The following is a 20309-nucleotide window of genomic DNA, read 5'->3' on the forward strand; positions in this document are numbered from 1 at the left end:
GCCGAGCCGGTCCGCGAGATCGGGTTCGTTGGCGCTCTCGACATGGACCGCCAGTACGGAGTGCTCGCCCGCGTCGGCGAGCAGTTCGGCCAGCGCCCCGGCGCCGAGCTGGGCTCCGTTGCCGAAGGAGATCGCGGTGGAGACGCCGAGACCACGGGCGGCGAGCTGGTGGACGGCGGTGATCGCCACTCCCCCGGACTGGGAGACGACGGCGACCGGACCGTCCAGCATGGGCTGGTCCTCGCGGAACGCCAGACCGGCCCGTGGCCGGTACAGGCCCATGCAGTTGGGGCCGATCAGGGCGATACCGGCCTCGTCGCACAGCCGGGCGAGCCGGTCCTGCGCTGCCGGCGGCCCGGCGCCGCCCAGCTCAGCGAAGCCGCCGGTGAACACATGCAGCGCCCGCACCCCCGCCTCGGCCGCCTCCTGGACCGCGCCCGGCACCAGCGGGGCGGGCAGCGCGAGGACGGCCAGGTCGGGCGCTTCGGACAGCTCCCGCAGCGAGGCCGCGCCGAGCGCGCCCTCGACGTCCGAGCCGTCCCGGTTGACGGCGAGGAGCCGCCCCGGGAAGTGCGCGGCCCGCAGCGCCCGTACGAAGGACAGGCCCGCGTTGGACGGCCGGTTGCTCGCTCCGACCACGGCCACCGACCGGGGTGCGAGGAGGGCGGAGCGGGCGTCGGCGGACACCGCGCGGGGCACGGCGAGCGGATGCGTACCCATCAGTCCCACCACAGGGTGCGGTCGAACACGGCCGCCGCCAGCAGGTTCTTCTGGATCTGGCTGGTGCCCTCGACGATGGTGAGCTGTTTCGCGTCGCGGTAGTGCATTTCCACCGGGTGCTCCTTCATGAAGCCGGCCGCGCCGAGCAGTTGCACGGCGGTGCCGGAGACCTTCACCGCCGTCTCCGAGGCGAACAGTTTCGCCATCGAGAGATAGGGGACGGCGTCCTTGTCGTACTGCCCGGCGTCGACCATCCGCGCCGCGCGGTAGGTGAGCAGCCGGGCGGCCTCGATCTCCGCCGCGTGTTCCGCGACCATCCAGCCGAGGCCCTGCTGCTCGGTGAGCGGTGCGCCGAACGCCTCCCGGGTGCTCAGATACCGGGCGGCGTACATCAGCGCGCCCTGGGCGAGCCCGAGACCTCGGGCGGCGACGATCGGCCGCATCGAGTTGAGGGTGAGCATGGCGAGCTTGAACGCCTCGCCGGGTGTGCCCACCGCCCGGTCGGCGCTCACCCGTACCCCGTCGAGCAGCAGCTCTCCGGTGTCGATCCCGCGTACGCCCATCTTGTCGTCCACCCGGGCCACGCTCACGCCGGGCAGTTCGCGGTCCACGACGAAGCAGCCGAAGCCGTCTCCGACCCGGGTGAAGACGGTGTAGAAGTCGGCCTGTTCGATGCCCGACATCCAGCATTTGCTGCCGGAGATCACCCAGCCGTCGCCGTCGGGTACGGCGCGGGTCCGCATGCCCCGCACATCGGAGCCGGCCTGTGGTTCGGAGAGTCCGAACGCGGCTTTACGGGTGCCCCGGGCGAGATCGCGTACATAGCCGGCCTTCTGCTCCTCGCTGCCGCCGATCAGCAGGGGCAGCGCGGGCAGCCGGGTGAGCAGCAGCATCAGGGCGATCGTGTTGGAGTACTTGGCCACCTCCTCGATCGCGAGGGTCAGGCCGAGGGTGCCCGCGCCCGCGCCGCCGTACTGCTCGGGGGTGGCGAGGCCCAGCAGGTCGGCGTCCGACAGGGCTTTGAACACATCGTCGGGGTAGACGTTCTCCCGGTCGATCGAGCGGGCGCGCGGCTCGACCACGTTCCGGGCGAAGCGCCGGACGGTGTGCCGCAGTTCGTCATGGGCTTCCGGCAGATCCATGTGCATGGGGTCTCCAGAGGTTCGGAGGGTGGGAGTTCAGGCAGTCGGGGGCTCTCGGGGGGCTCAGGGCGCGGGCCGGGTCAGCCCGCCGGGAGCGACCAGCGGGCGAAGCACATGCCGACGCCGTAGCCGGACTCGGTGCGATAGGCGGGGACGTAGTCGATGACCTCGGCCGCCGTGCCCGCGCAGGCGTCCGCGATGATCCAGTCGGTGATCTCGGAGGTGCCGTTGAGGCGGTACGACAGGCCGTGGCGCTCGTGCGCGTACGCCAGCTCGTCGTCGCCGATGGCCTGCCATGCCTCGGTGCCCGGGGAACGCAGCGCCGTGAGCACCCGGGCGTCCAGGTCCTCGTCGAGCACCAGATGGCTCAGCCCGCCCGAGGCGATCACCGCCACCCGGAGCGGTGCCGCGGACGCCTCGATGGCCTCCCGCAGCGCCTGTCCGAAGGCCACGCAGCGGGACACGCCGGGCACATTCGGCAGATTCCATACGTTGGTGACCAGCGGCAGGAGCTGAAGCCCCGAGTCACGCAGACCGAGGAAGCGCAGCGGCCAGGTGATGGCGTGCCCGATGCCGTACTCGTGCGAGGTCTCCGAGACATGGGCGACGTCGAAGCCCGTGGCGCACAGATGCTTGAGGACATCGTGTCCGAGGCCGCCCGCGACGGGCATGGACACCGGGAACTGCTCCGGCCCCTCGCCGCGCCGGTCGGCCGCGCTCGCCTCGACGCGGTCGCCGAGGAACAGTTCGAAGACGGGGGCGGAGCGCGGGCCGAAGTTCTCGCCCTGATCGCTGCCCACGATGAGCAGCACATCGGGCTCGACCGCGAGCACCGCGTCGCGCAACTGCTCCATGGCCCGGTCGAACCGGGTCTGGTGCTCGTCCCACGCCTCGCGCACCCGGCCCGCCAGCTCGGCGCGCGCCGGCCTGGCGATTCTGGGTTCGAGCGCGGGCCAGTCGGGGACGGGGGTGATCAGTGCCGGACTGTGGGAGGTTCCGAAGACTCCTGCGAGTTGTGCCATGGCCGCTCACTCCGCTTTCTGTTCGCCGTTGCGGGGGCTCGTGCCGCCGCCGGTGCCGGGACTGCCGGTGCCGGGACTGCCGGTGCCAGGGCTGCCGGTGCCGGGGCTGCCGCTGTCGACCACCCGGTTGCGCTGGCGGCCGAGGCCGGTGATCTCGCTCTCCAGGAGCGATCCGGGGCCGAGCCAGCGGGGCGGGGTACGGCCCAGGCCCACCCCCTCCGGGGTCCCGGTGCTGATGACGTCGCCGGGCTCCAGGGTCAGCGTCCGGCTGAGTTCCGCGATGAGAGCGGCGACGCCGTGGATCATCGACCCGGTGTTCGCGGACTGTGTCTCCTCGCCGTCCACCCAGCAGCGCAGCTCCAGGTTCTGCGGATCGGGCACCTCGTCCCGGGTCACCAGATACGGGCCGAGCGGCGAGGTGCCCTCGACGCTCTTGCCCTGCCACCACTGGCCCCGGCCGAGTTGCAGGGCGCGGGCGCTCACATCGTTGAGCAGCGCATAGCCGAAGACATGGCCGAGCGCGTCGGACGGGTCGATATGCCGGCCGGGGCGTCCGATGACGACGGCGAGTTCGACCTCCCAGTCGAGCCGGGGGCTCACCGCGTCGTCGGCGGGGATGTCGTCGTACGGGCCGCAGACACTGCGGACGTCCTTGGTGAAGAACACCGGCTCGGCGGGCAGTCCGAGCGGTCCCACCGCCCGCTCCGACTCCTCGATGTGCGCGCGGTAGTTGGCGCCCACGCACATCACATTGCGCGGCAACCGCCCCATCGGCGCCGCGAGCCGCAGCTCACCGGTGTGCCCCGCGATATGCGCCCGGCCCCTGCGGCCCGCGCACAGGGCGGCGATCCGGTCGGCCGCCGCGTCGCCGAGCGCGATCCAGCCGAGGACGGTGGTGGGCGGTCCGGCGTCCGGCGACGCCGTGGCCGTCCGGGCGAGGGCGGTCAGATCGACGACGTCGCCGTCGTCGAGGACGGCGCCCGCGTGCGGCCCGCCCTCGGTCGCGAAGGTGCACAGTCGCATCAGGTCCTGCCTCTCGGTCGGGCCGGGCGGGTGCCGGACCCGCCGGGCGTGCGGTCCGGGCCGGCGGGCGTGGGACCGAGCCGGGTGCCGGCTCGGCGGGCGGTACGTGTCAGGCCGGGACCGGTGGGTGCACGAGGTGTGCCGGACGGTCCAGGGGTACGCGTCCGGTCCGGGCCGGTGGACGCACGGCACGCGCCGGCCCGCCGGGCGGTGCCCATCACGCGTCCCCGCCCGGCACACGCCGTACGCCGAGCTGGTCGAGGCGGTCGCGGAGTTCCGCCGACAGCGTGGGTACGGAGCCCGAGGCGATATCGGCGAGGAGGCGTGCCTCGCGGGCCTCGCGGGCCCTGGCGTGCTCCAGCACCGCCGGGGCCTCGGCGCGCGGCACCACGGTGACGCCGTCGTCGTCGGCGACGACCATGTCGCCGGGAGCGACGGCGGCGCCCGCCGCGACCACGGGAACGTTGACCCAGCCGGGGCCGCCCTTGGTGGTGCCCGCCGCGTGGACGGTCCTGGACCACACGGGCAGCGGCAGCCGGCGCAGTTCGCGCAGATCCCGTACGCCCGCGTCCACGACGAGGCCCGCGACGCCCCGGGCGATCAGAATGCTCGCGATGATCTCCCCGACCATGCCCATGGATGTGGGGGCGAGATTGGCCACCACCAGGATGTCCCCGGGCTCGCACAGGTCGAGCGCCGCGAGCAGCATCAGATTGTCACCTGGCTGCCCCAGGCAGGTGACGGCCGGGCCCGCGGCCCGGGAGCCCGGTACGACCGGTTTGACGGCCGGGTCCATCAGCCCCGCGCGCCCCTGCGACTCGTGCACGGTGGCGACGCCCAGCGCGGCGAAGGCGTCCGCCAGCGGGAGCACCCCGCGGTCGATGTGCTCCACGATGCAGGGGGCCGTGCGGTCGGCGGCCCCCATCAGAACGCGTCCCCGGCGGCGGGCAGAAAGCGCTCGAACGCCTCCGCGTGGGTGACCCGGCGGCCGAGGAACAGGCCCGCCATGATGGCCCGGTAGCGCGCCCGCTGCTCGTACACCTCGATCATGAACTCCTGGACGGATGAGCAGCGCATCATCTCCAGCTTCTGCTCGGCCACCTCGCTGATGTCGATGTACGTCTCGGGCCGGAATTCGCAGAATTCGGGGAACTCCGGTTCGTAGCCGTGGATCTGGCGCACCACGAACCGCTCGGCCTCGGGGAGCCTGCCGTGCGCCCTGGCCCAGATCGCGGCGCTCTCCACGAGCTGCGCGGTGGCCACGTGGTCGGGGTTGTTGGGGTCCTTGCGCCCGTGGGTGAGGACGATGTCGGGGCGCAGTTCGCGCAGCAGCCGGACCATCTCCAGGCGGCGCTCGTCGTCGATGACCATGGGGTAGTCGCCCCAGTCGTACGTACGCAGTTCCACGCCCGCGATGTCCGCGGCCCGCCGGGCCTCCCCGAAGCGGATCTCCCGTACCCGCTCGGCGGTCTGGCCCGGCTGCGACCAGGCCGACGCGGACTCGCCGCGCTCGCCCATGGACAGACAGACCACGGTGACCTGGGCCCCCGCCTTGACGTACTTGAGAATCGTTCCTCCGGAGCGCCACACCCAGTCCATGCCGTGTGCGCTCACTACAGTGATCTTCTTCATCTGTGTCTCTCTCGTTGCTGGGGTCCGGTGTGCCGGACGGGCGGTGCCGGTGAGGCGGGCGGTCAGGCGGGGCCCGCCGGGGGAAGGACCTCGACGAGCGGGGTGTCGGCGGCCACGGGGCCGAACTCCCGTGCTCCGCCCGGTGCGCCGATCGGTTCCGTGCGTCCGCTGAGCACGGCGCGGAAGAAGGCGGCGTTGTCCGCGAGGTGGTCCTCGTTCCCGGTGGCCGGGTCGCGGTCGGAGTAGATGGCCTCGACCGGGCAGACCGGCTCACAGGCCCCGCAGTCGATGCATTCGTCCGGGTTGATGTAGAGCTTGCGCTCGCCCGTGTAGATGCAGTCGACCGGGCATTCCTGGACGCACGCCTTGTCCTTCACGTCGACACAGGCGGCTCCGATGATGAATGTCATGACGCTCCAGGGGGACAGCGGCGGGTTGGGGCCGGGGGATCAGGAAGGTGGCTGACGGAATCCGGCGAGATGGCGCCCGGCGGCGTAACCGAACGCCAGGGCGGGCCCGATGGTCGCCCCGGCGGCCCAGTAGCCGTCGTTGGAGGGTGAGGCGGCGCAGTTGCCGACCGCGTAGAGACCGCTGATGGCACCGCCGTCGGAGCCCAGCACCTGGCCGTGGCGGCTGGTGCGCGGGCCGCCCTTGGTGTCGAGGGTGCCGAGCCCGATCAGTACCGCGTGGTACGGGCCCTCGGTGAGCGGGGCCATCGTCGGGCTGGGCCCGCCGCCCGGCCGCCGCGCTCCGGTGAAGTACTCCTCGATCGGTTCGCCGCCCCGGCCGAAGTCGGTGTCGGTGCCGGCCGCGGCCTGTTCGTTGAACCGGCGCACGGTCGCCGCGAGGGTGGCGGTGAAGCCGTCGCCGAGCGCCGCGCCCCCGGTCACCGCCGCCAGCGCGGTGAGCCGTTCGCGTATCCGCCCGGCCGTCTCCTCCCAGGTGTCTCCGGAGACGATGTGGGAGGAGTCCGCCCCGGCGGGCACGAGCGGATAGGCGAACGACTCGTCGCGGAACAGCCGTTCGGTACGGGAGTCGAAGAGCAGCAGCAGTACGGCCGGGGCGTCCGGTCCCAGGTGGATCTTGGCGCGCTCGTGGTAGACCGTCTTCTCGTTGCCGACCCGGTGGCCGTCGAGGTCCACGATCAGCGACGAGTCGCCGGGCGCGACCCACACCCCGGCCGTGGTCTGGGTCGATCCGGCGGTCGTGTGCTCGACGGCGACCTGGTCCCACCACGCCTGGTCCATGTTGTGCAGGGGGACGCCGAGGCTCTCCAGTACGGGCAGGGCGTCTCCGGTGTTGCCCGGGGAGGCGCAGCCGCCCCAGACCCGTCCCGGCAGATGCCGTGCGCGGCGGCCGGCGTCGTGGGTGAATCCGCCGGTGGCGAGCACCACGCCCAGCCCGGCCCGTGCGGCGATCGGCTCGCCGGTATCCAGGTCGCGCACCAGGACGCCGGCGACCCGCTGTTCGTCCACGAGCAGATCGGTGAACGCGTGCCGGGTGAGTGTCCGCACGCCCAGCCGGTGTGCGGCGGCCGTGAGCTGGGCGACCAGTTCACCGCCGCCCGCGGGACGGCCCCCGGCGTCGGCCGGGCACAGCGCCCGCCCGTAGACACCCGCCTGTTCGGGCAGTTGGGTGTGGTAGTCGGGGAAGGCGAGCGCGTTCTCGATGGTGGAGCGCAGCGCGCCGATGGCGTCCAGATGGGCGACTGCCTCGGCCGCGAGTCCGCCGTACGCGCTGAGCAGCCCGTGTTCCCAGGGGGTCAGGCCGAGCAGCGGGTGGTCCGGGTCGTAGCGGCCGGGGGCGCTGACGCGGGCCATGTAGCGCAGGGCGTCACCGGGGTCGTCCTCGATGCCGTGGGCGGGCATCAGATGGTTGCCCGGCACCCAGTAGACCCCGCCCGACTTGGCGGTGGTGCCGCCGTACGTCCCGGCCTTCTCGTACAGCAGTACGTCGCAGCCCGCCTCGGCCGCGGTGATCGCGGCGGCCAGACCTCCTGCCCCCGAGCCGAGCACGATGACATCGGCGTGGGGGGCGTCGGCCGGGACGGTGACGGTGGCGGCGGCGCGGGCGCCTCGCAGACGGCGGATCATGTCGGTCTCCCGGTGGGTGGGTCCGCGGCGGCGGGCCCGGAGGGCGGCACGGCGGGCGCACCACCGCCCGGGCCGCCGGCCGGACCGCCGATGGGGCTGTCGAGGGGGCTGTCGAGGTCGATCAGCCGTTCGGTGAAGCGCCATCCCCCGGGGGTGCGGACGAGGGTGTCGCGGTAGCGGCCCGTGGTGAGGAGGACGGGCCGCGACCGGTTCTCGTGGCGGCGCAGCATGACCAGGGCGCACTCCTGCCGCGCGGTGTCCCCCGTGACCCGGACGACCGGGTCGGTGGTCAGGTGCACATATCCCCGGCCGCGCGAGCGGCAGAACTCCGCGAGGCTTCGCCGACCGGTCAGCGGGGCGCCGGAGCCGGTCACTTCGAGCCGTCCGGTCTCGGTGAAGGTCCCGGCCCAGCCGTTGGCGTCCGCGCTGTCGAAACAGCGGTTGTATACGGCGGTCAGCTCACGGATCGCGACCCAGTCGGCGAACGACGCCGGCGTACCGGCACCGGTCCCGATGGGCCCGGGGCGCTCGCCCGTTCCCGCGCGCTCAGACATAGCGGGCCAGGGCCGCCGCGGCCGGGCGCCAGTCGTCGCCGGTGCCGATGGTGAAGGCGGACCCGGCGGTACCGGGGAGCGGTGGCCGTCCGGTGTCCTCGCCCCGGCCGAAGACCTCGCCGGACTTGTCGTGGGCGCGTACGGCGTCGAGGAGCAGTCTGCGGGTGCGGATGACCGCGATGTCGCTGGAGCCCAGTTTCTCCTGGCTGCGGTCGACGATCGGGCCCTGGCTCTCCTGGATCGCCACGTCCTCCAGGATCAGATTGGTGATCCCGGTGAAGTGGCCCTGTGCCATCAGCTCCCGGTCCTGCCCCCACATCTCCCGGTCCCGGATCAGGACGGCGAAGTCGTCGGGGTGCTCGGTGAGATCGGCGTACCAGGCGTGGGTGTCGGTGTCCTCGGTGAGGGGGTGGTCGTCGTTCCAGCGGATGAACCACTGGCGGGAGTTCTCGTCGTCGACCGGAGTGCAGATGATCGCGACCCGGTCCTCGTCCCCGGTGGGGATGAGTGCCGTCCACGGCAGCACGAACTCGGTGACCCGGACATGGCTCGCCGCCTCGGCCGTACGTCTGATGGCCGCGAGCTGGATGCCGTACGGCTGGTGCTCGAACTCGTAGCGGGGAGCCGAGTCGTGGGCGGTCCTGCCCAACTGGCCCTGGCCCGAGGCCAGCCACGACTTGTGGAGGATGGAGACATGGGAGGAGTCGAGTGTCCCCTCCACGGCCTGCATCCAGTTGCAGTGGGTCTCGGCGGCCAGCGGCCGTACGTGGTCGGCGGGGAGGGTGTCGAAGGGGAACCGGGGAAAGGGGGGCGGCTCCTCCCGGGTGCCCAGATAGACCCAGACGACTCCGCCCGACTCGCGGACCGGGAAGGCCCGTACCCGGACCTTGCCGCCGAAGTCGGTCCGCTCCGGGGGCTCGGACGGCACATCCACCACGGTGCCGGAGGCGTCGATCTTCCAGCCGTGGTAGATGCAGCGCAGCCCGCACTCCTCATTGCGGGCGAGCGCCAGCGACACCCCCCGGTGGGGACACTTCTCGTCCAGGAAGCCCACCGTGCCCTCGGTGTCCCGGAAGGCGACGAAGTCCTCCCCCAGGAGGCGTACGCGTACGGGCTTGCCGTCCGCGACGAGCCGGGCCGAACGGACCGCGGGCGTCCAGTACTCCCGGAGGTAGGCGCCCATCGGCGCCGTGCCCTCGACCCGGGTCAGGAGTTGGTCCTCGTCGTGCGAAAGCATTCTGGTCTCCAGTCATCCGCGCCGTCGCTGCGGCGGGGTGGATATATCTGCTTCGGATGGACCGGCCGGTGCACGATGCGCTCCGCCGTGGGGGGAGGGCCGGATGCACCACTCGTTACCCTGTCGATCGGAAGGCTAACCGGCCGTTGGCCGTGAATCAATCCTTTGTCCTGACGAACGTCAGGTTTTCTCTGCCTCTGTCCGAGGACGGGAGCACCGGTGTCCGCGCAACCGTGGTCGCGCGTGCGCGGTGCCGGCGTAGCGGCCACGGCGCACCGGCTCGGCGGTCCGGCCGGACCGGTGCCCATGTGTTGCCGCGCACCAGTGCCCCGCACCAGTGCCGCGCACCGGTTCCGCGTACTGGTGCCGTCGTCCTGCTCAGGCCGCGGCGGCGGTACGCAGCGCCGGGGCCACCGTCTTCCCGTACGCCTCGATCGCCGCGAGCACGCTGTCGTGGGGCACGTACGGATGGTGCAGCCGCAGCGCCAGATGGCAGTCCCGGCGCCCGGCGAACCGCCGGGCGTACGGCAGCAGTTCGCGGGTGAAGTCCTCGGCGGACCCCAGCAGGTTGTACGCCCGTACGGCGTCCTCCGGGGTCAGCCGCTCCGCCGGGCCGACGTGGGCACCCGCCTCCTGCCTGGCCCAGCGGGCGTGCACATCCAGGTTGTAGGTCAGCCCCCGGCCCGCGAGCCGCCAAGCCTCGTCGCCGTCCCGTGCGATGAAGCCGGATCGGAGCTGCCCGAACGAGAAGGTGTCCGCACGGTCCGGCGGCACCGCGCCGAGCACCGTGCCGAAGGTGGCCATCGCGTCGTCGTAGGTCGCGCCGACGCCGAAGTACCCCTCGCCCAGCTCCCCCGCCCGGCGCAGCGCGCGCGGCCCGGTGCCGCCGAGCCACAGGGGCGGGCCCCCGGGGGTGAAGGGCCGGGGTGTCACCCGGGCTCCCTCGATCCGGTGCACTCGGCCGGCGAAGTCGAACCGTTCGCCGCGCCAGGCCAGCCGCAGCACGGCGGCGGTCTCCGCGAGCGCGGTGGCCCGGGTGGCCGGGTCGACGCCGAAGGCACGGAACTCGCTGCCGCGCCACCCGGTGCCGAGGCCCAGCACCAGCCTGCCCCCGGAGAGCTGGTCCACGACGGCCGCGTCCTCGGCGAGCCGCAGCGGATGGTGCAGCGGCGCGAGCAGGACGGCGGTGCCGACGACCAGCCGTTCGGTGGCGGCCAGAATCGCGGCGGCCACGGGAAGCAGCGAGGGCAGATAGCCGTCGTCGGCTCCGTGGTGTTCACTCAGCCAGACCGATTCCAGGCCGAGTTCCTCGGCCAGTCTGGCCTGTTCGATGATGCGGGCGTACTCGTCCCGGAAGCCGGTGGCCTCTCCGGGCGGCACCTGGCCCGTGTACAGGCCCAGTCCCCAGCGCATAGCGCCTCCTTCGGTTGATGCGGACGACGGCCCGGATTCAAGGCCGGTCCCCGCGAGGTCGGTAGCAGCACCGCCGGGTGCAACGCGTCAGCGCGCGGGCGGCAGGGTGACCCACCCCCCGCCGTGCACGGCCACCTCCGCGCCGTTGACGTACGAGGCGTCCGCCGAGCAGAGGAACGCGACCACCGCCGCGACCTCTTCCGGCGCGCCGCCGCGCCGCGCGGCCAGCGAGGCGATGTTCGCCTCCAGGACGGCGGGGCTGACCGAGGTGGCCAGATCGGTGAGGATCGTCCCCGGCAGCACCGCGTTGGAGGTGATCCCCCGGTGCGCCACCTCCAGCGCCAGGCTGCGGGACATGCCCAGCAGGGCGGCCTTCGACGCGCTGTACCCGGTGTCCCCGGGACCGCCCGTCGCCCCCAGCACGGAACTCATGAACACCACCCGGCCCCAGCCGGCCTCGTACATGGACGGCAGCGCCGCCCTGGTGACCGCCCAGGGGCCCTGAACGTTCGTCGACAGCATCTCCTCGAACGTCTCCGCGTCCTGGCGGATCATCGCCCGGGAGCGCTGGACGCCCGCGTTGTTGACGACGACGAGCGGGGGCCCGAGGCGTTCGGTGACCTCGTCCACCAGGCCGGTCGCCGCGCCGTGCAGCGCCACATCGGCCCGTACGGCCACGGCCTCGCCGCCCGCCGCGCGGATGTGCCGTACGACGGAGTCGGCGTCCGGCTTAGAGCGCGCGTAGTTGACCGCTACCCGGCAGCCGCGCGCGGCCAGTCGGACGGCGCAGGCCGCGCCGATGCCCCGCGAACCGCCGGTGACGAGGGCCACCGGCCGCTCTGGTGCGTTCGTCCGGTGCTCGCTCATGAGACCTCACGTTCCCGTCCGGCCCAGTGCGGTGCGCGCAGCGCCAGTTTGTCGATCTTGCCGGGGCCGGTACGCGGCAGCACGGCGTGGAATTCGTACGAGCGGGGGATCTTGTACCCGGCGATCCGCGCCCGGCAGTGGGCGTCGAGCGCGTCCGCCGTGGCCGGGGCGGTGCCGCGCAGTACTACCGCCGCGTGCACCTGCTCGCCCCACTGGGGGGATGGCACCGCGAAGACGGCGGCCTCGACGACATCGGAGTGGGCCGCGAGCGCGGCCTCGACCTCGGCCGCGTAGACGTTCTCCCCGCCGCTGATGATCACATCGCCCGCCCGGCCGACGATGTACAGTCGGCCGCCGTCGTCGCGGTGGGCGAGATCCCCCGTCCAGTACCAGCCGTCGCGGAACCGCTCCTGGGTGATCTCGGGCTGATTCCAGTAGCCGAGCGCGAAGTTGGGTCCCCGGCCGGTGATCTCGCCGGTCTCGCCGACGGCGCACTCGGTGCCGTCGGGCCGTACGACGCGGACCTCGACCCCGGCCACGGGGCGGCCCGCCGACAGCAGTTCCGGGCGGCCGAGCAGTTTCTCCTCCCCCGGCAGCAGGCTGAGGATCGGGCCCGCCTCGGTCATCCCGTACGACTGGGTGAACGAGCAGCCGAGCCGTTCGACGGCCCGCCTCAGCAGCGCGGGCGCGATGGGCGCCCCGCCGTGGACCACCAGCCGCACCGACGACAGATCGGGGGCACGGTCGTGGGAGTCCAGGCGGTCCAGGCCGTCCAGGTGTTCGAGGAGCAGGGTGAGCATGGTGGGGACGAGGAAGGTGCAGGTCACCCGCTCGTCCTCGATGGCGCGCAGTACATCGGCCGGGTCGAAGCGGGGCACGATCACATGGCGGCCCCCGGCCCAGGTGACCGGGTGGACCGACATCCCGTCGCCGAGGTGGAACATCGGCGCGCAGTGCAGATAGACGTCGTCGTCCCGGTAGCCGAGACCCAGCGCCAGATGGAGGGCGTTGGCCGCGAGGCCGCGATGGGTGAGCATGGCGCCCTTGGCGCGGCCGGTGCTGCCTCCGGTGTAGAAGATCGCCGCCAGGTCGTCGGGGCGGGGGCCGGAGTGGGGGCCGGGGGCGCGTCCGGCGGGTGGTGTGGTCCGGGGAACGCCTCCGCACTCCCCGTCGCCGCCGGACTCCTCGCCCAGCAGTTGGTCCATGGTCACCCAGCGGGCTCCGGCGGCTGCCGCGACCTGAGCCGCGCGCGGGGCGTGGGCGCGGTCGGCGATCAGCAGGACGGGCGCGCAGTCGGCCGTCACCGCCGCCAGTTCGGCGTCGGCCAGCCGTGCGTTGAGCGGGACGAGCACACAGCGGCTGGCCGGGACCGCGAAATATGCGGCCAGATAGTCGGCGCTGTTGGCCCCGAGGACGGCGATCCGGTCGCCGGGCGCGGCTCCGTACCAGCCCAGCAGGGCGGCGATCCGTTCGCACCGTTCGAGGAACTGCGCATAGGTGTACCGGCTGCCCCGGTCCACCACGGACTCCCGCCCGCCGTACAGCCGCGCCGCCCGCCGCAGCGGCCAGGTCAGATCGGCCCCGCGCGTCACATCGGTGTCCCCGGGCCCGGCGGCGGGCGCGGTTGTCAGCGGGTTCACCGCCCGCCCCCGCCCGCGCCGACGGACTCGGCGGCGGCCTCGGGTGGCGATTCCCCGGGCGCTGGGGCAACGCTGAGCATGAGCACGGGCACTCCTCGTGACGGCGGCTGCGTGGCACGGCAGCCGGAGGACAGGTTCGCGGACGGCGGGCGGGGCGGGGCGGTGCCCCGGCGACGGCCTGGGTGGCCTCGGGGTGGGTCCTGCGGGTGAGCGACGCCTACGACGTTCTCGGTACGGCGTTCTCGTACGGCCTTGTGGGCCGCGGGCGCGGCGGTGTCCGGCGGTGTCCCGCCGGGAGCCGGACCGGGGTGTCCGGCGCGGGTCCGGCGGCGTGCCGGCTTCCCGCCGCCCCGGCCGCAGGCGCGTGAGTCACGCACCGAGCGGCCGGGGACAAGCGGGAACCAGCACCGACAGCAGCCACGCCGACCACCTCGACCGCGATCTGCGCCGAGCGTAAGAACCTGACGATCGTCAGGTCAATAGGTTGGAGTGAATGTTCTCCGGTCGCATCCGGCTACCACCTTTCGGGGCTATTGACCTTACGATCGTAAGGTAGTTAAGTGTCGGCATCCCAACAACGCCGATCACATCGGACGGCGCTCCCTCACCCACGCCGAAGCGGCCCGGCCGGTGCCCAGCGAGCACCACAGGCCCGGCAGCGGCGTGCGGCCCGCAGGATTTGGCGGTTCCCCATGTGTCCCACTCAGGAGAAGAACGTCCCCGGCCGGCCCCGGGCGGCCCGGCGGCGGCTCAGCAGCGTCGTCATCCGCTTCGCGGGCGATTCGGGCGACGGTATGCAGATCGCCGGCGACCGGTTCACCGCACAGACCGCCTCACTGGGCAACGATCTCTCCACGCTGCCCGACTTCCCGGCCGAGATCCGCGCGCCCGCCGGCACCCTGCCGGGAGTCTCCGCGTTCCAGCTCCACTTCGCCGACCACGACATCACCACACCGGGCGACGCGCCCGATGTGCTGGTCGCCATGAACCCCGCCGCGCTCCGGGCGAATCTCCCCGGTCTGCCGCGCGGCGCCGAGATCATCGTCGACACCGACGGGTTCACCCCGCGCGCGCTGGCGAAAGCGGGCTACGACAGCAATCCCCTGGACGACACCTCGCCCGACGCCTCCCTCGACGCCTACCGGCTCCATCCACTGCCGCTGACCTCGCGGACCGTCGCCGCCGTCAAAGACCTCGGGCTGCCGAGAAAGGACGCGGAACGGGCCAGGAACATGTACGCGCTGGGCCTGCTGTCCTGGCTCTACGACCGGCCCGTCGACGGCACGATCGCCTTCCTGCGGCAGAAGTTCGCCAACAAGCCGGCGATCGCGGAGGCGAACATCGCCGCCTTCCGGGCCGGCTGGAACTACGGCGAGACCACCGAGGACTTCGCCGTCTCCTACGAAGTCGCCCCCGCCGCCCTCCCGCCCGGCAGCTACCGCAACATCACCGGCAACCTCGCCCTCGCCTACGGACTCGTCGCCGCGGCCGAGCGCGCGGGGCTGCCGCTCTTCCTGGGCTCGTACCCCATCACCCCCGCATCCGACATCCTCCACGAGTTGTCCCGGCACAAGCATCTGGGCGTGCGCACCTTCCAGGCCGAGGACGAGATCGCCGGGATCTGCGCCGCGCTCGGAGCCGCCTACGGCGGGGCGCTCGGCGTCACCACCACATCGGGCCCCGGGGTCGCCCTGAAATCGGAGGCGGTGGGCCTCGCGGTCTCCCTCGAACTGCCACTGCTCATCGTGGACATCCAGCGCGGCGGCCCCTCCACCGGACTGCCCACCAAGACCGAGCAGGCCGATCTGCTCCAGGCGATGTACGGGCGCAACGGCGAGGCACCGGTACCGGTCGTCGCCGCCGCCACCCCCGGTGACTGCTTCGACGCCGCGATCGAGGCCGCCCGGATCGCCCTCGCGTACCGCACGCCCGTCTTTCTGCTCTCCGACGGCTATCTCGCCAACGGCTCCGAACCCTGGCGTATCCCCGTCCCCGCCGAACTGCCCGATCTGCGGGTCCCGTTCGCCACCGCGCCCAACCACACCCGGCCCGACGGCACCGAGGTGTTCTGGCCCTATCTGCGCGACCCGGTCACCCTGGCCAGGCCCTGGGCCGTACCGGGCACCCCCGGGCTCGAACACCGCATCGGCGGCATCGAGAAGGCGGACGGCAGCGGCGAGATCTCCTACGACGGGGCCAACCACGAGCACATGGTCCGCACCCGGCAGGCCAAGGTCGACGGCATCGCCCGCGACTTCGCCCCGCTCGCCGTGGACGACCCCTCGGGCGCGGCCCGGGTGCTGGTCCTCGGCTGGGGCTCCACCCACGGCCCCGTCGCCGCCGCCTGCCGTGCCGTGCGCGCGGCGGGACAGCAGGTCGCGCGGGCGCATCTGCGCCACCTCAACCCGTTCCCCGCCGACCTCGGGGACGTACTCCACTCCTATGAACGGGTGCTGATCCCCGAAATGAACCTCGGCCAGCTCGCTTCGCTCGTCCGCGCCCGCTATCTCATCGACACGGTCGGCTTCACCCGCGTCAGCGGCCAGCCGCTGAAGTCCGCCGAACTGGCCGCCGCCATCGAGGATGTGATCGCCGGTGTCTGAGACCACCGTCACCCCGGCCCGTTTCCCGTCCCTGCGGCTCGTCCCCCAGGACGACGTCCGCCGCACGGCCGCCGACTTCCGTTCCGACCAGGAGGTCCGCTGGTGCCCCGGCTGCGGGGACTACGCGATCCTCGCCGCCGTCCAGTCGTTCCTCCCCGAACTCGGTCTGCGCCGCGAGAACCTGGTCTTCGTCTCCGGCATCGGCTGCTCGTCCCGCTTCCCGTACTACCTCTCCACCTACGGAATGCACTCCATCCACGGCAGGGCGCCCGCCATCGCGTCCGGTCTCGCCGTCAGCAGGCCCGATCTGTCGGTGTGGGTGGTGACCGGCGACGGCGACTCGCTCTCCATCGGCGGCAACCATCTGATCCACGCCCTGCGGCGCAATGTGAATCTGAAGATCCTGCTCTTCAACAACCGGATCTACGGGCTGACCAAGGGCCAGTACTCCCCCACGAGCGAACAGGGCAAGATCACCAAGTCCACCCCGATGGGCTCGCTGGAGGTGCCCTTCGACCCGGTCTCCCTCGCGCTGGGCGCGGGCGCGACCTTCGTGGCCCGCACCATCGACTCCGACCGCAAGCATCTGACATCGGTGCTGCGCGCCGCCGCCGCACACGCCGGGACCGCGCTGGTGGAGATCTACCAGAACTGCAATGTCTTCAACGACGGTGCCTTCGACCTGCTCAAGGACCCGGACACCCGGGCCGAGCACACGCTGCGCCTGGAGCACGGGGAGCCCGTGCGCTGCGGAGCCGACGGCTCGAAGACCGTCGTACGCGGTACGGACGGCAGACTGCGGATCACCGAAACCGGCGCAGTGTCCGGGGACGCGGCGGGGCGGGGGGCCGGTGCGCCGCTGGTCCACGACGCCCGCGCCGAGAGTCCCGAGACAGCCTTCGCGCTCGCGCAGTTCGCGGTGAACTCCAGCCCGCCCCGGACGGCGATCGGCGTCTTCCGCGATGTCGAGCGGCCCGTCTACGACGAGCTGATGGTCGAGCAACTGGCCCGGGCCGCCGCTGACGGCGGCGCGGGCGACCTCACCTCCCTGCTGGCGGGCAACGACACCTGGACCGTGGGCTGATGGCGGCCGGGACGGGCCCCGGCGCCGACGGGCCGCTGACCGTCGCCGTCGTCGGGGCAGGCACGATGGGGCGCGGCATCGCCCAGTTGTTCGCGATGGGCGGGCACCGGGTGCTGCTGACCGACGAGCGCCCGGGCGCGGCGGACGAGGCGCTCGCGTTCGCGCACCGGATGATCGACCGGTCGGCGGCGAAGGGGCTGCTGGACGATCCGGGCGCGGCCAGGGCGCGGCTGGGCGTGGTGGACGAGATCACCTCCGCCGATCTGGTGATCGAGGCGGTGGTGGAGGACCTCGACGTCAAACGGCGCCTGCTGGCCGGTCTGGAGGCCCGGCTCGGTCCGGACACCGTCTTCGCCACCAACACCAGCTCACTGTCCGTCACCGCGATCGGGGCCGGGCTGGCCCGTCCCGAGCGCCTGTGCGGGCTGCACTTCTTCAACCCGGTGCCGCTGATGCGGCTGGTCGAGATCGTGCCCGGCGAGCACACCGGCCCGGCGGTCGCCGGCCGTCTCGCCCGGCTCGTGGGCGGGCTCGGGCACACTCCGCTGACGGTCTCCGACACCCCCGGCTTCCTGGTCAACCACGCCGGGCGTCCGTACACCTCGGAGGCCGTACGGCTCCTGGACGAGAAGGTGGCCTCGGCGCCCGACATCGACCGTGTCTGCCGCGAGGCCGCCGGGTTCCGGATGGGGCCGTTCGAGCTGATGGACCTCACCGGGCTCGACATCAATATGGCGGTGTCGGAATCGGTCTACCGGGGCTTCGCGGACGATCCGAGGTTCCGGCCGTCGCCCACCGTGGCCAGGATGGTCACGGCGGGCCGGCTCGGCCGCAAGACGGGCCACGGCTTCCACACCTACGCCACCGGGCCCGGCGGGAACCTTCCGGCAGGAGCCTCCGGATACAGCGCCCGAACCGGCGGTGACTCCCCGGACGCCGGCCCCGGTACCGGCAGCCGGGACGGGACGCCCGCGTACGGCGGCACCCCCGTCTGGTGCGAGGACGTCCGTCTGGCGTCCCTGCTGCGCGGCTCGGGGGTCACGATCGCCCCCCGCCCCGGGCGGGACACCGTGGCGATCGTCAGCCCCTGGGGCCAGGACGTGACCGGCGCGGGGCTCGACGCGGGGCTGCCTCCCGAGCGTACGGTCGGGGCCGACCCGTTCGGGCAGTACGGCGGGCGGCTGACGCTGGCGGCGGGCCCGGCGGCGTCGCACGCCACTGTCACGGAGGCGCATGCGGCACTCGCCGCGACCGGCCGGGAGGTGAGCGTCGTCTCCGACGGCGCCGGATTCATCGCCCAGCGCATCGCCGCCGTGATCGTCAACACCGCGTGCGAGATCGCCCAGCAGGGCCTCGCCTCCCCGGCGGACATCGACACGGCTGTGACTCTGGGCCTCGGATACCCGTACGGACCGCTGGCCTGGGGCGACCGGATCGGCGCCACGGCGCTGCTGCGCACGCTCGAAGGGCTGTACGCGGCCTACCGCGACCCCCGGTACCGCCCGTCCGTGTGGCTCACCCGGCGCGCCCGGCTCGGCGTGCCGCTGAGCACCGGGGACTTCAGCGGCACCCGGATCTGACCCTGCCACACCCGACGACTCAGGAGGATGGATCGCATGGAACTGCACGGTGCTGTGGCGATGGTGACGGGAGCGGGCGCGGGGCTCGGCCGTGCGACCGCTCAGGCGCTGCTCGCCCGGGGCGCCCGGGTGGCCGCCCTCGACCTGGAGGCCCCCGCGCCCGCCACCGACCCCGGCGGCGGGGCGGACTGGCTGCCGGTCGCCGCCGATATCCGCTCACCGGTCCAGGTCGACCACGCCTTCGCCGAGACCGTCGCCCGTTTCGGCCGGCTCGACATCCTGGTGCACTGCGCGGGCCTCGCGGGGGGCTTCCGGCTGCTCGGCAAGGAAGCTCCCGTCGACCCGGAGCGGTTCCGCCGCATTGTCGAGGTGAATCTCCTCGGCACCTTCCATGTGCTGCGGGCCGCCGCCTGGCAGATGAGCCGCGGCGACCGGCCGGACGACGGCGGGGAGCGCGGGGTGATCGTGCTCACCGCGAGCGTCGCCGCGTTCGAGGGGCAGCAGGGCCAGTTGGCGTACGCCGCGTCCAAGGCGGGGGTGGCCGGTATGACGCTCCCGGCCGCCAGGGAACTCGCCGAGCACCGGATCCGCTGTGTCACGATCGCGCCCGGTGCGTTCAAGACGGCGCTCACCACCGACCTCCCGGCCGGTCTCCAGGCGCAGTTGGTCTCGTCGACGGCGTACCCGAGGCGGCTCGGCCGGCCCGCCGAGTTCGCGGACCTGGCCTGCGCGGTGATCGCCAACGAGATGCTGAACGGCGAGGTCATCCGCCTGGACGCCGGAACGAGGCTGCCTCAGCGATGACGGCCCCGGGATCGGGTCCCGCTCAGTCCTCCGGCCCCGTGGGCGGCCCGTCGCCAGGATTCCGTCCGCCGCCGTTCAGTTCACTTCCTCGCCGCCGGCGTCCTTCTCGGCCGGGGGCGGAGTCCGACGAAAGCCATGTCGATGAGACCGTCCACGAGCGGCCTGAGCGGGCCGTGCGTCTCCTCGTCGTACCAGAAGGCGCACCAGCTCATCGTTCCCATGAGCCCGTTGACGACCAGTTCGGTGTCCACCTTCTTGAAGATCCGCTTACGGCTGCACTCCACGACCGCCTGCTCGAACACGCTCTGGTACTGCCGCCGGATCTCCAGTTGCTTCTGCCCGGTCGGCGTGCCGGGAGGCGACCAGAGCTGCATAAAGCTCACCAGCACCGGCGAGGACATGTTGAGTGTGCAGTGCTCGGCATGGAACTGGAGCAACTCCCGCAGCCGGTGCTCCGGGTCCTTCGCCAGCCGTTCCGCGATCTCCGCCAGCTCCAACTCCGCGATCTTGGTGAATCGCGCCTGGATCAGATCGGTGAGTTCCGCCTTGGACGAGAAGTAGGTGATCAGGCTCCCCTTCTTGAGCTTGACCGCGTCCGCGACGTCCTGAAGGCTCGTCCCCTCGATGCCCTTCTGCCGGATCAGCATGATCGCGGCATCGAGCACCTCGTCGTGCTTCTTCGGGTCGCGCCTGGGCGGCATGGAAACCTCCGTGTCGGTGGGCCGTGCGGCTTACGGCCGGGTGCCCGGTCCTGGCGGAACCGCAGCCGCTTCCGATCGCAAACTATCACCTTCCGATCGGAAGCCTAACGGTCGCCTGGGGCCAGGAGAATGCCTCCTCGCACCAGCCGTACTGCTCCCGCTCGGAGCCGGGTTGAGCCCCTGGAGGGCTACCC

Annotated in this window: 18 protein-coding genes; 4 read left to right on the forward strand and 14 right to left on the reverse strand. The window is 72.6% G+C overall.

The genetic code is table 11. The features are described 5' to 3' along the window. The 13 genes from ACWF94_RS09385 to ACWF94_RS09445 all read right to left on the reverse strand — a co-directional run. Positions 1–720 (reverse strand): CoA-binding protein (locus ACWF94_RS09385; RefSeq protein WP_453486274.1); only part of this gene is annotated, 720 nt, incomplete at its 3' end. Continuing rightward, positions 720–1862: an acyl-CoA dehydrogenase family protein gene (locus ACWF94_RS09390; protein WP_453486276.1), complete on the reverse strand. Its 1143-nt coding sequence runs from the start codon at positions 1860–1862 to the stop codon at positions 720–722. The genes ACWF94_RS09390 and ACWF94_RS09385, both read right to left, overlap by 1 nt. Before the next feature lie 80 nt (positions 1863–1942). Continuing rightward, entirely contained in the window at positions 1943–2884 is a 942-nt protein-coding gene (locus tag ACWF94_RS09395; protein WP_453486277.1) for a DODA-type extradiol aromatic ring-opening family dioxygenase, read from the reverse strand. A 6-nt stretch (positions 2885–2890) separates the two neighbouring features. Next, positions 2891–3907, reverse strand: coding sequence for a fumarylacetoacetate hydrolase family protein (locus ACWF94_RS09400; RefSeq protein ID WP_453486279.1), 1017 nt, complete (start codon positions 3905–3907; stop codon positions 2891–2893). Between the two features lie 217 nt (positions 3908–4124). Further along, positions 4125–4832 carry a 4-carboxy-4-hydroxy-2-oxoadipate aldolase/oxaloacetate decarboxylase gene (locus ACWF94_RS09405; protein ID WP_453486281.1) on the reverse strand — a complete coding sequence of 236 codons (708 nt, stop codon included), beginning with the start codon at positions 4830–4832 and terminating at the stop codon, positions 4125–4127. Next, positions 4832–5539 carry a PIG-L deacetylase family protein gene (locus ACWF94_RS09410; protein WP_453486283.1) on the reverse strand — a complete coding sequence of 236 codons (708 nt, stop codon included), beginning with the start codon at positions 5537–5539 and terminating at the stop codon, positions 4832–4834. Before ACWF94_RS09410 ends, ACWF94_RS09405 begins: the two co-directional genes overlap by 1 nt. 62 nt (positions 5540–5601) lie before the next feature. Next, positions 5602–5949, reverse strand: coding sequence for a ferredoxin (fdxA, locus tag ACWF94_RS09415; RefSeq protein WP_453486285.1), 348 nt, complete (start codon positions 5947–5949; stop codon positions 5602–5604). Between the two features lie 39 nt (positions 5950–5988). Next, positions 5989–7632: an FAD-dependent oxidoreductase gene (locus ACWF94_RS09420; RefSeq protein ID WP_453486287.1), complete on the reverse strand. Its 1644-nt coding sequence runs from the start codon at positions 7630–7632 to the stop codon at positions 5989–5991. Further along, a complete protein-coding gene (locus ACWF94_RS09425) occupies positions 7629–8186 on the reverse strand; it encodes a nuclear transport factor 2 family protein (RefSeq protein ID WP_453486288.1) in 558 nt (185 codons plus the stop codon). The genes ACWF94_RS09420 and ACWF94_RS09425 overlap by 4 nt, the downstream gene beginning before the upstream one ends. Continuing rightward, positions 8179–9423: a Rieske 2Fe-2S domain-containing protein gene (locus tag ACWF94_RS09430; protein ID WP_453486290.1), complete on the reverse strand. Its 1245-nt coding sequence runs from the start codon at positions 9421–9423 to the stop codon at positions 8179–8181. The genes ACWF94_RS09425 and ACWF94_RS09430 overlap by 8 nt, the downstream gene beginning before the upstream one ends. Before the next feature lie 378 nt (positions 9424–9801). Beyond that, positions 9802–10836 carry an LLM class flavin-dependent oxidoreductase gene (locus tag ACWF94_RS09435; protein WP_453486292.1) on the reverse strand — a complete coding sequence of 345 codons (1035 nt, stop codon included), beginning with the start codon at positions 10834–10836 and terminating at the stop codon, positions 9802–9804. Between the two features lie 87 nt (positions 10837–10923). Further along, positions 10924–11703 carry an SDR family NAD(P)-dependent oxidoreductase gene (locus ACWF94_RS09440; RefSeq protein ID WP_453486294.1) on the reverse strand — a complete coding sequence of 260 codons (780 nt, stop codon included), beginning with the start codon at positions 11701–11703 and terminating at the stop codon, positions 10924–10926. Further along, a complete protein-coding gene (locus ACWF94_RS09445) occupies positions 11700–13343 on the reverse strand; it encodes a class I adenylate-forming enzyme family protein (RefSeq protein ID WP_453486296.1) in 1644 nt (547 codons plus the stop codon). Before ACWF94_RS09445 ends, ACWF94_RS09440 begins: the two co-directional genes overlap by 4 nt. Positions 13344–14035: 692 nt before the next feature. On the opposite strand from ACWF94_RS09445, the gene ACWF94_RS09450 reads away from it, so the two are divergent. Genes ACWF94_RS09450 through ACWF94_RS09465 form a run of 4 tightly spaced genes read left to right on the forward strand, consistent with a single transcriptional unit; the run spans position 14036 to position 19414 of the window. Beyond that, positions 14036–15946, forward strand: a complete 1911-nt coding sequence (locus ACWF94_RS09450; RefSeq protein ID WP_453486298.1) for a 2-oxoacid:acceptor oxidoreductase subunit alpha — start codon at positions 14036–14038, stop codon at positions 15944–15946. After that, the gene (locus ACWF94_RS09455) at positions 15939–17030 is read left to right on the forward strand and encodes a 2-oxoacid:ferredoxin oxidoreductase subunit beta (protein ID WP_453486300.1); all 1092 of its coding nucleotides are present in this window, start codon (positions 15939–15941) and stop codon (positions 17028–17030) included. Before ACWF94_RS09450 ends, ACWF94_RS09455 begins: the two co-directional genes overlap by 8 nt. Beyond that, the gene (locus ACWF94_RS09460) at positions 17030–18610 is read left to right on the forward strand and encodes a 3-hydroxyacyl-CoA dehydrogenase (protein WP_453486301.1); all 1581 of its coding nucleotides are present in this window, start codon (positions 17030–17032) and stop codon (positions 18608–18610) included. Before ACWF94_RS09455 ends, ACWF94_RS09460 begins: the two co-directional genes overlap by 1 nt. Positions 18611–18646: 36 nt before the next feature. Beyond that, positions 18647–19414 (forward strand): SDR family NAD(P)-dependent oxidoreductase, encoded by a 768-nt coding sequence (locus ACWF94_RS09465; RefSeq protein WP_453486303.1) that lies wholly within the window; start codon positions 18647–18649, stop codon positions 19412–19414. An 80-nt stretch (positions 19415–19494) separates the two neighbouring features. On the opposite strand, the gene ACWF94_RS09470 is transcribed toward ACWF94_RS09465, so the two are convergent. After that, positions 19495–20115: a TetR/AcrR family transcriptional regulator gene (locus ACWF94_RS09470; protein ID WP_453486304.1), complete on the reverse strand. Its 621-nt coding sequence runs from the start codon at positions 20113–20115 to the stop codon at positions 19495–19497. Positions 20116–20309: the final 194 nt, after the last annotated feature.

It is taken from the genome of Streptomyces sp. NPDC055078, assembly GCF_053607985.1.

Excerpts from the sequence above, each read along its gene's own strand:
- ACWF94_RS09390 (WP_453486276.1), bottom strand. The coding sequence starts at position 1,862 with ATGGATCTGCCGGAAGCCCATGACGAACTGCGGCACACCGTCCGGCGC.
- ACWF94_RS09395 (WP_453486277.1), bottom strand. The coding sequence starts at position 2,884 with ATGGCACAACTCGCAGGAGTCTTCGGAACCTCCCACAGTCCGGCACTG.
- ACWF94_RS09400 (WP_453486279.1), bottom strand. The coding sequence starts at position 3,907 with ATGCGACTGTGCACCTTCGCGACCGAGGGCGGGCCGCACGCGGGCGCC.
- ACWF94_RS09405 (WP_453486281.1), bottom strand. The coding sequence starts at position 4,832 with ATGGGGGCCGCCGACCGCACGGCCCCCTGCATCGTGGAGCACATCGAC.
- ACWF94_RS09410 (WP_453486283.1), bottom strand. The coding sequence starts at position 5,539 with ATGAAGAAGATCACTGTAGTGAGCGCACACGGCATGGACTGGGTGTGG.
- fdxA (WP_453486285.1), bottom strand. The coding sequence starts at position 5,949 with ATGACATTCATCATCGGAGCCGCCTGTGTCGACGTGAAGGACAAGGCG.
- ACWF94_RS09420 (WP_453486287.1), bottom strand. The coding sequence starts at position 7,632 with ATGATCCGCCGTCTGCGAGGCGCCCGCGCCGCCGCCACCGTCACCGTC.
- ACWF94_RS09425 (WP_453486288.1), bottom strand. The coding sequence starts at position 8,186 with ATGTCTGAGCGCGCGGGAACGGGCGAGCGCCCCGGGCCCATCGGGACC.
- ACWF94_RS09430 (WP_453486290.1), bottom strand. The coding sequence starts at position 9,423 with ATGCTTTCGCACGACGAGGACCAACTCCTGACCCGGGTCGAGGGCACG.
- ACWF94_RS09435 (WP_453486292.1), bottom strand. The coding sequence starts at position 10,836 with ATGCGCTGGGGACTGGGCCTGTACACGGGCCAGGTGCCGCCCGGAGAG.
- ACWF94_RS09440 (WP_453486294.1), bottom strand. The coding sequence starts at position 11,703 with ATGAGCGAGCACCGGACGAACGCACCAGAGCGGCCGGTGGCCCTCGTC.
- ACWF94_RS09450 (WP_453486298.1), top strand. The coding sequence starts at position 14,036 with ATGTGTCCCACTCAGGAGAAGAACGTCCCCGGCCGGCCCCGGGCGGCC.
- ACWF94_RS09460 (WP_453486301.1), top strand. The coding sequence starts at position 17,030 with ATGGCGGCCGGGACGGGCCCCGGCGCCGACGGGCCGCTGACCGTCGCC.
- ACWF94_RS09465 (WP_453486303.1), top strand. The coding sequence starts at position 18,647 with ATGGAACTGCACGGTGCTGTGGCGATGGTGACGGGAGCGGGCGCGGGG.
- ACWF94_RS09470 (WP_453486304.1), bottom strand. The coding sequence starts at position 20,115 with ATGCCGCCCAGGCGCGACCCGAAGAAGCACGACGAGGTGCTCGATGCC.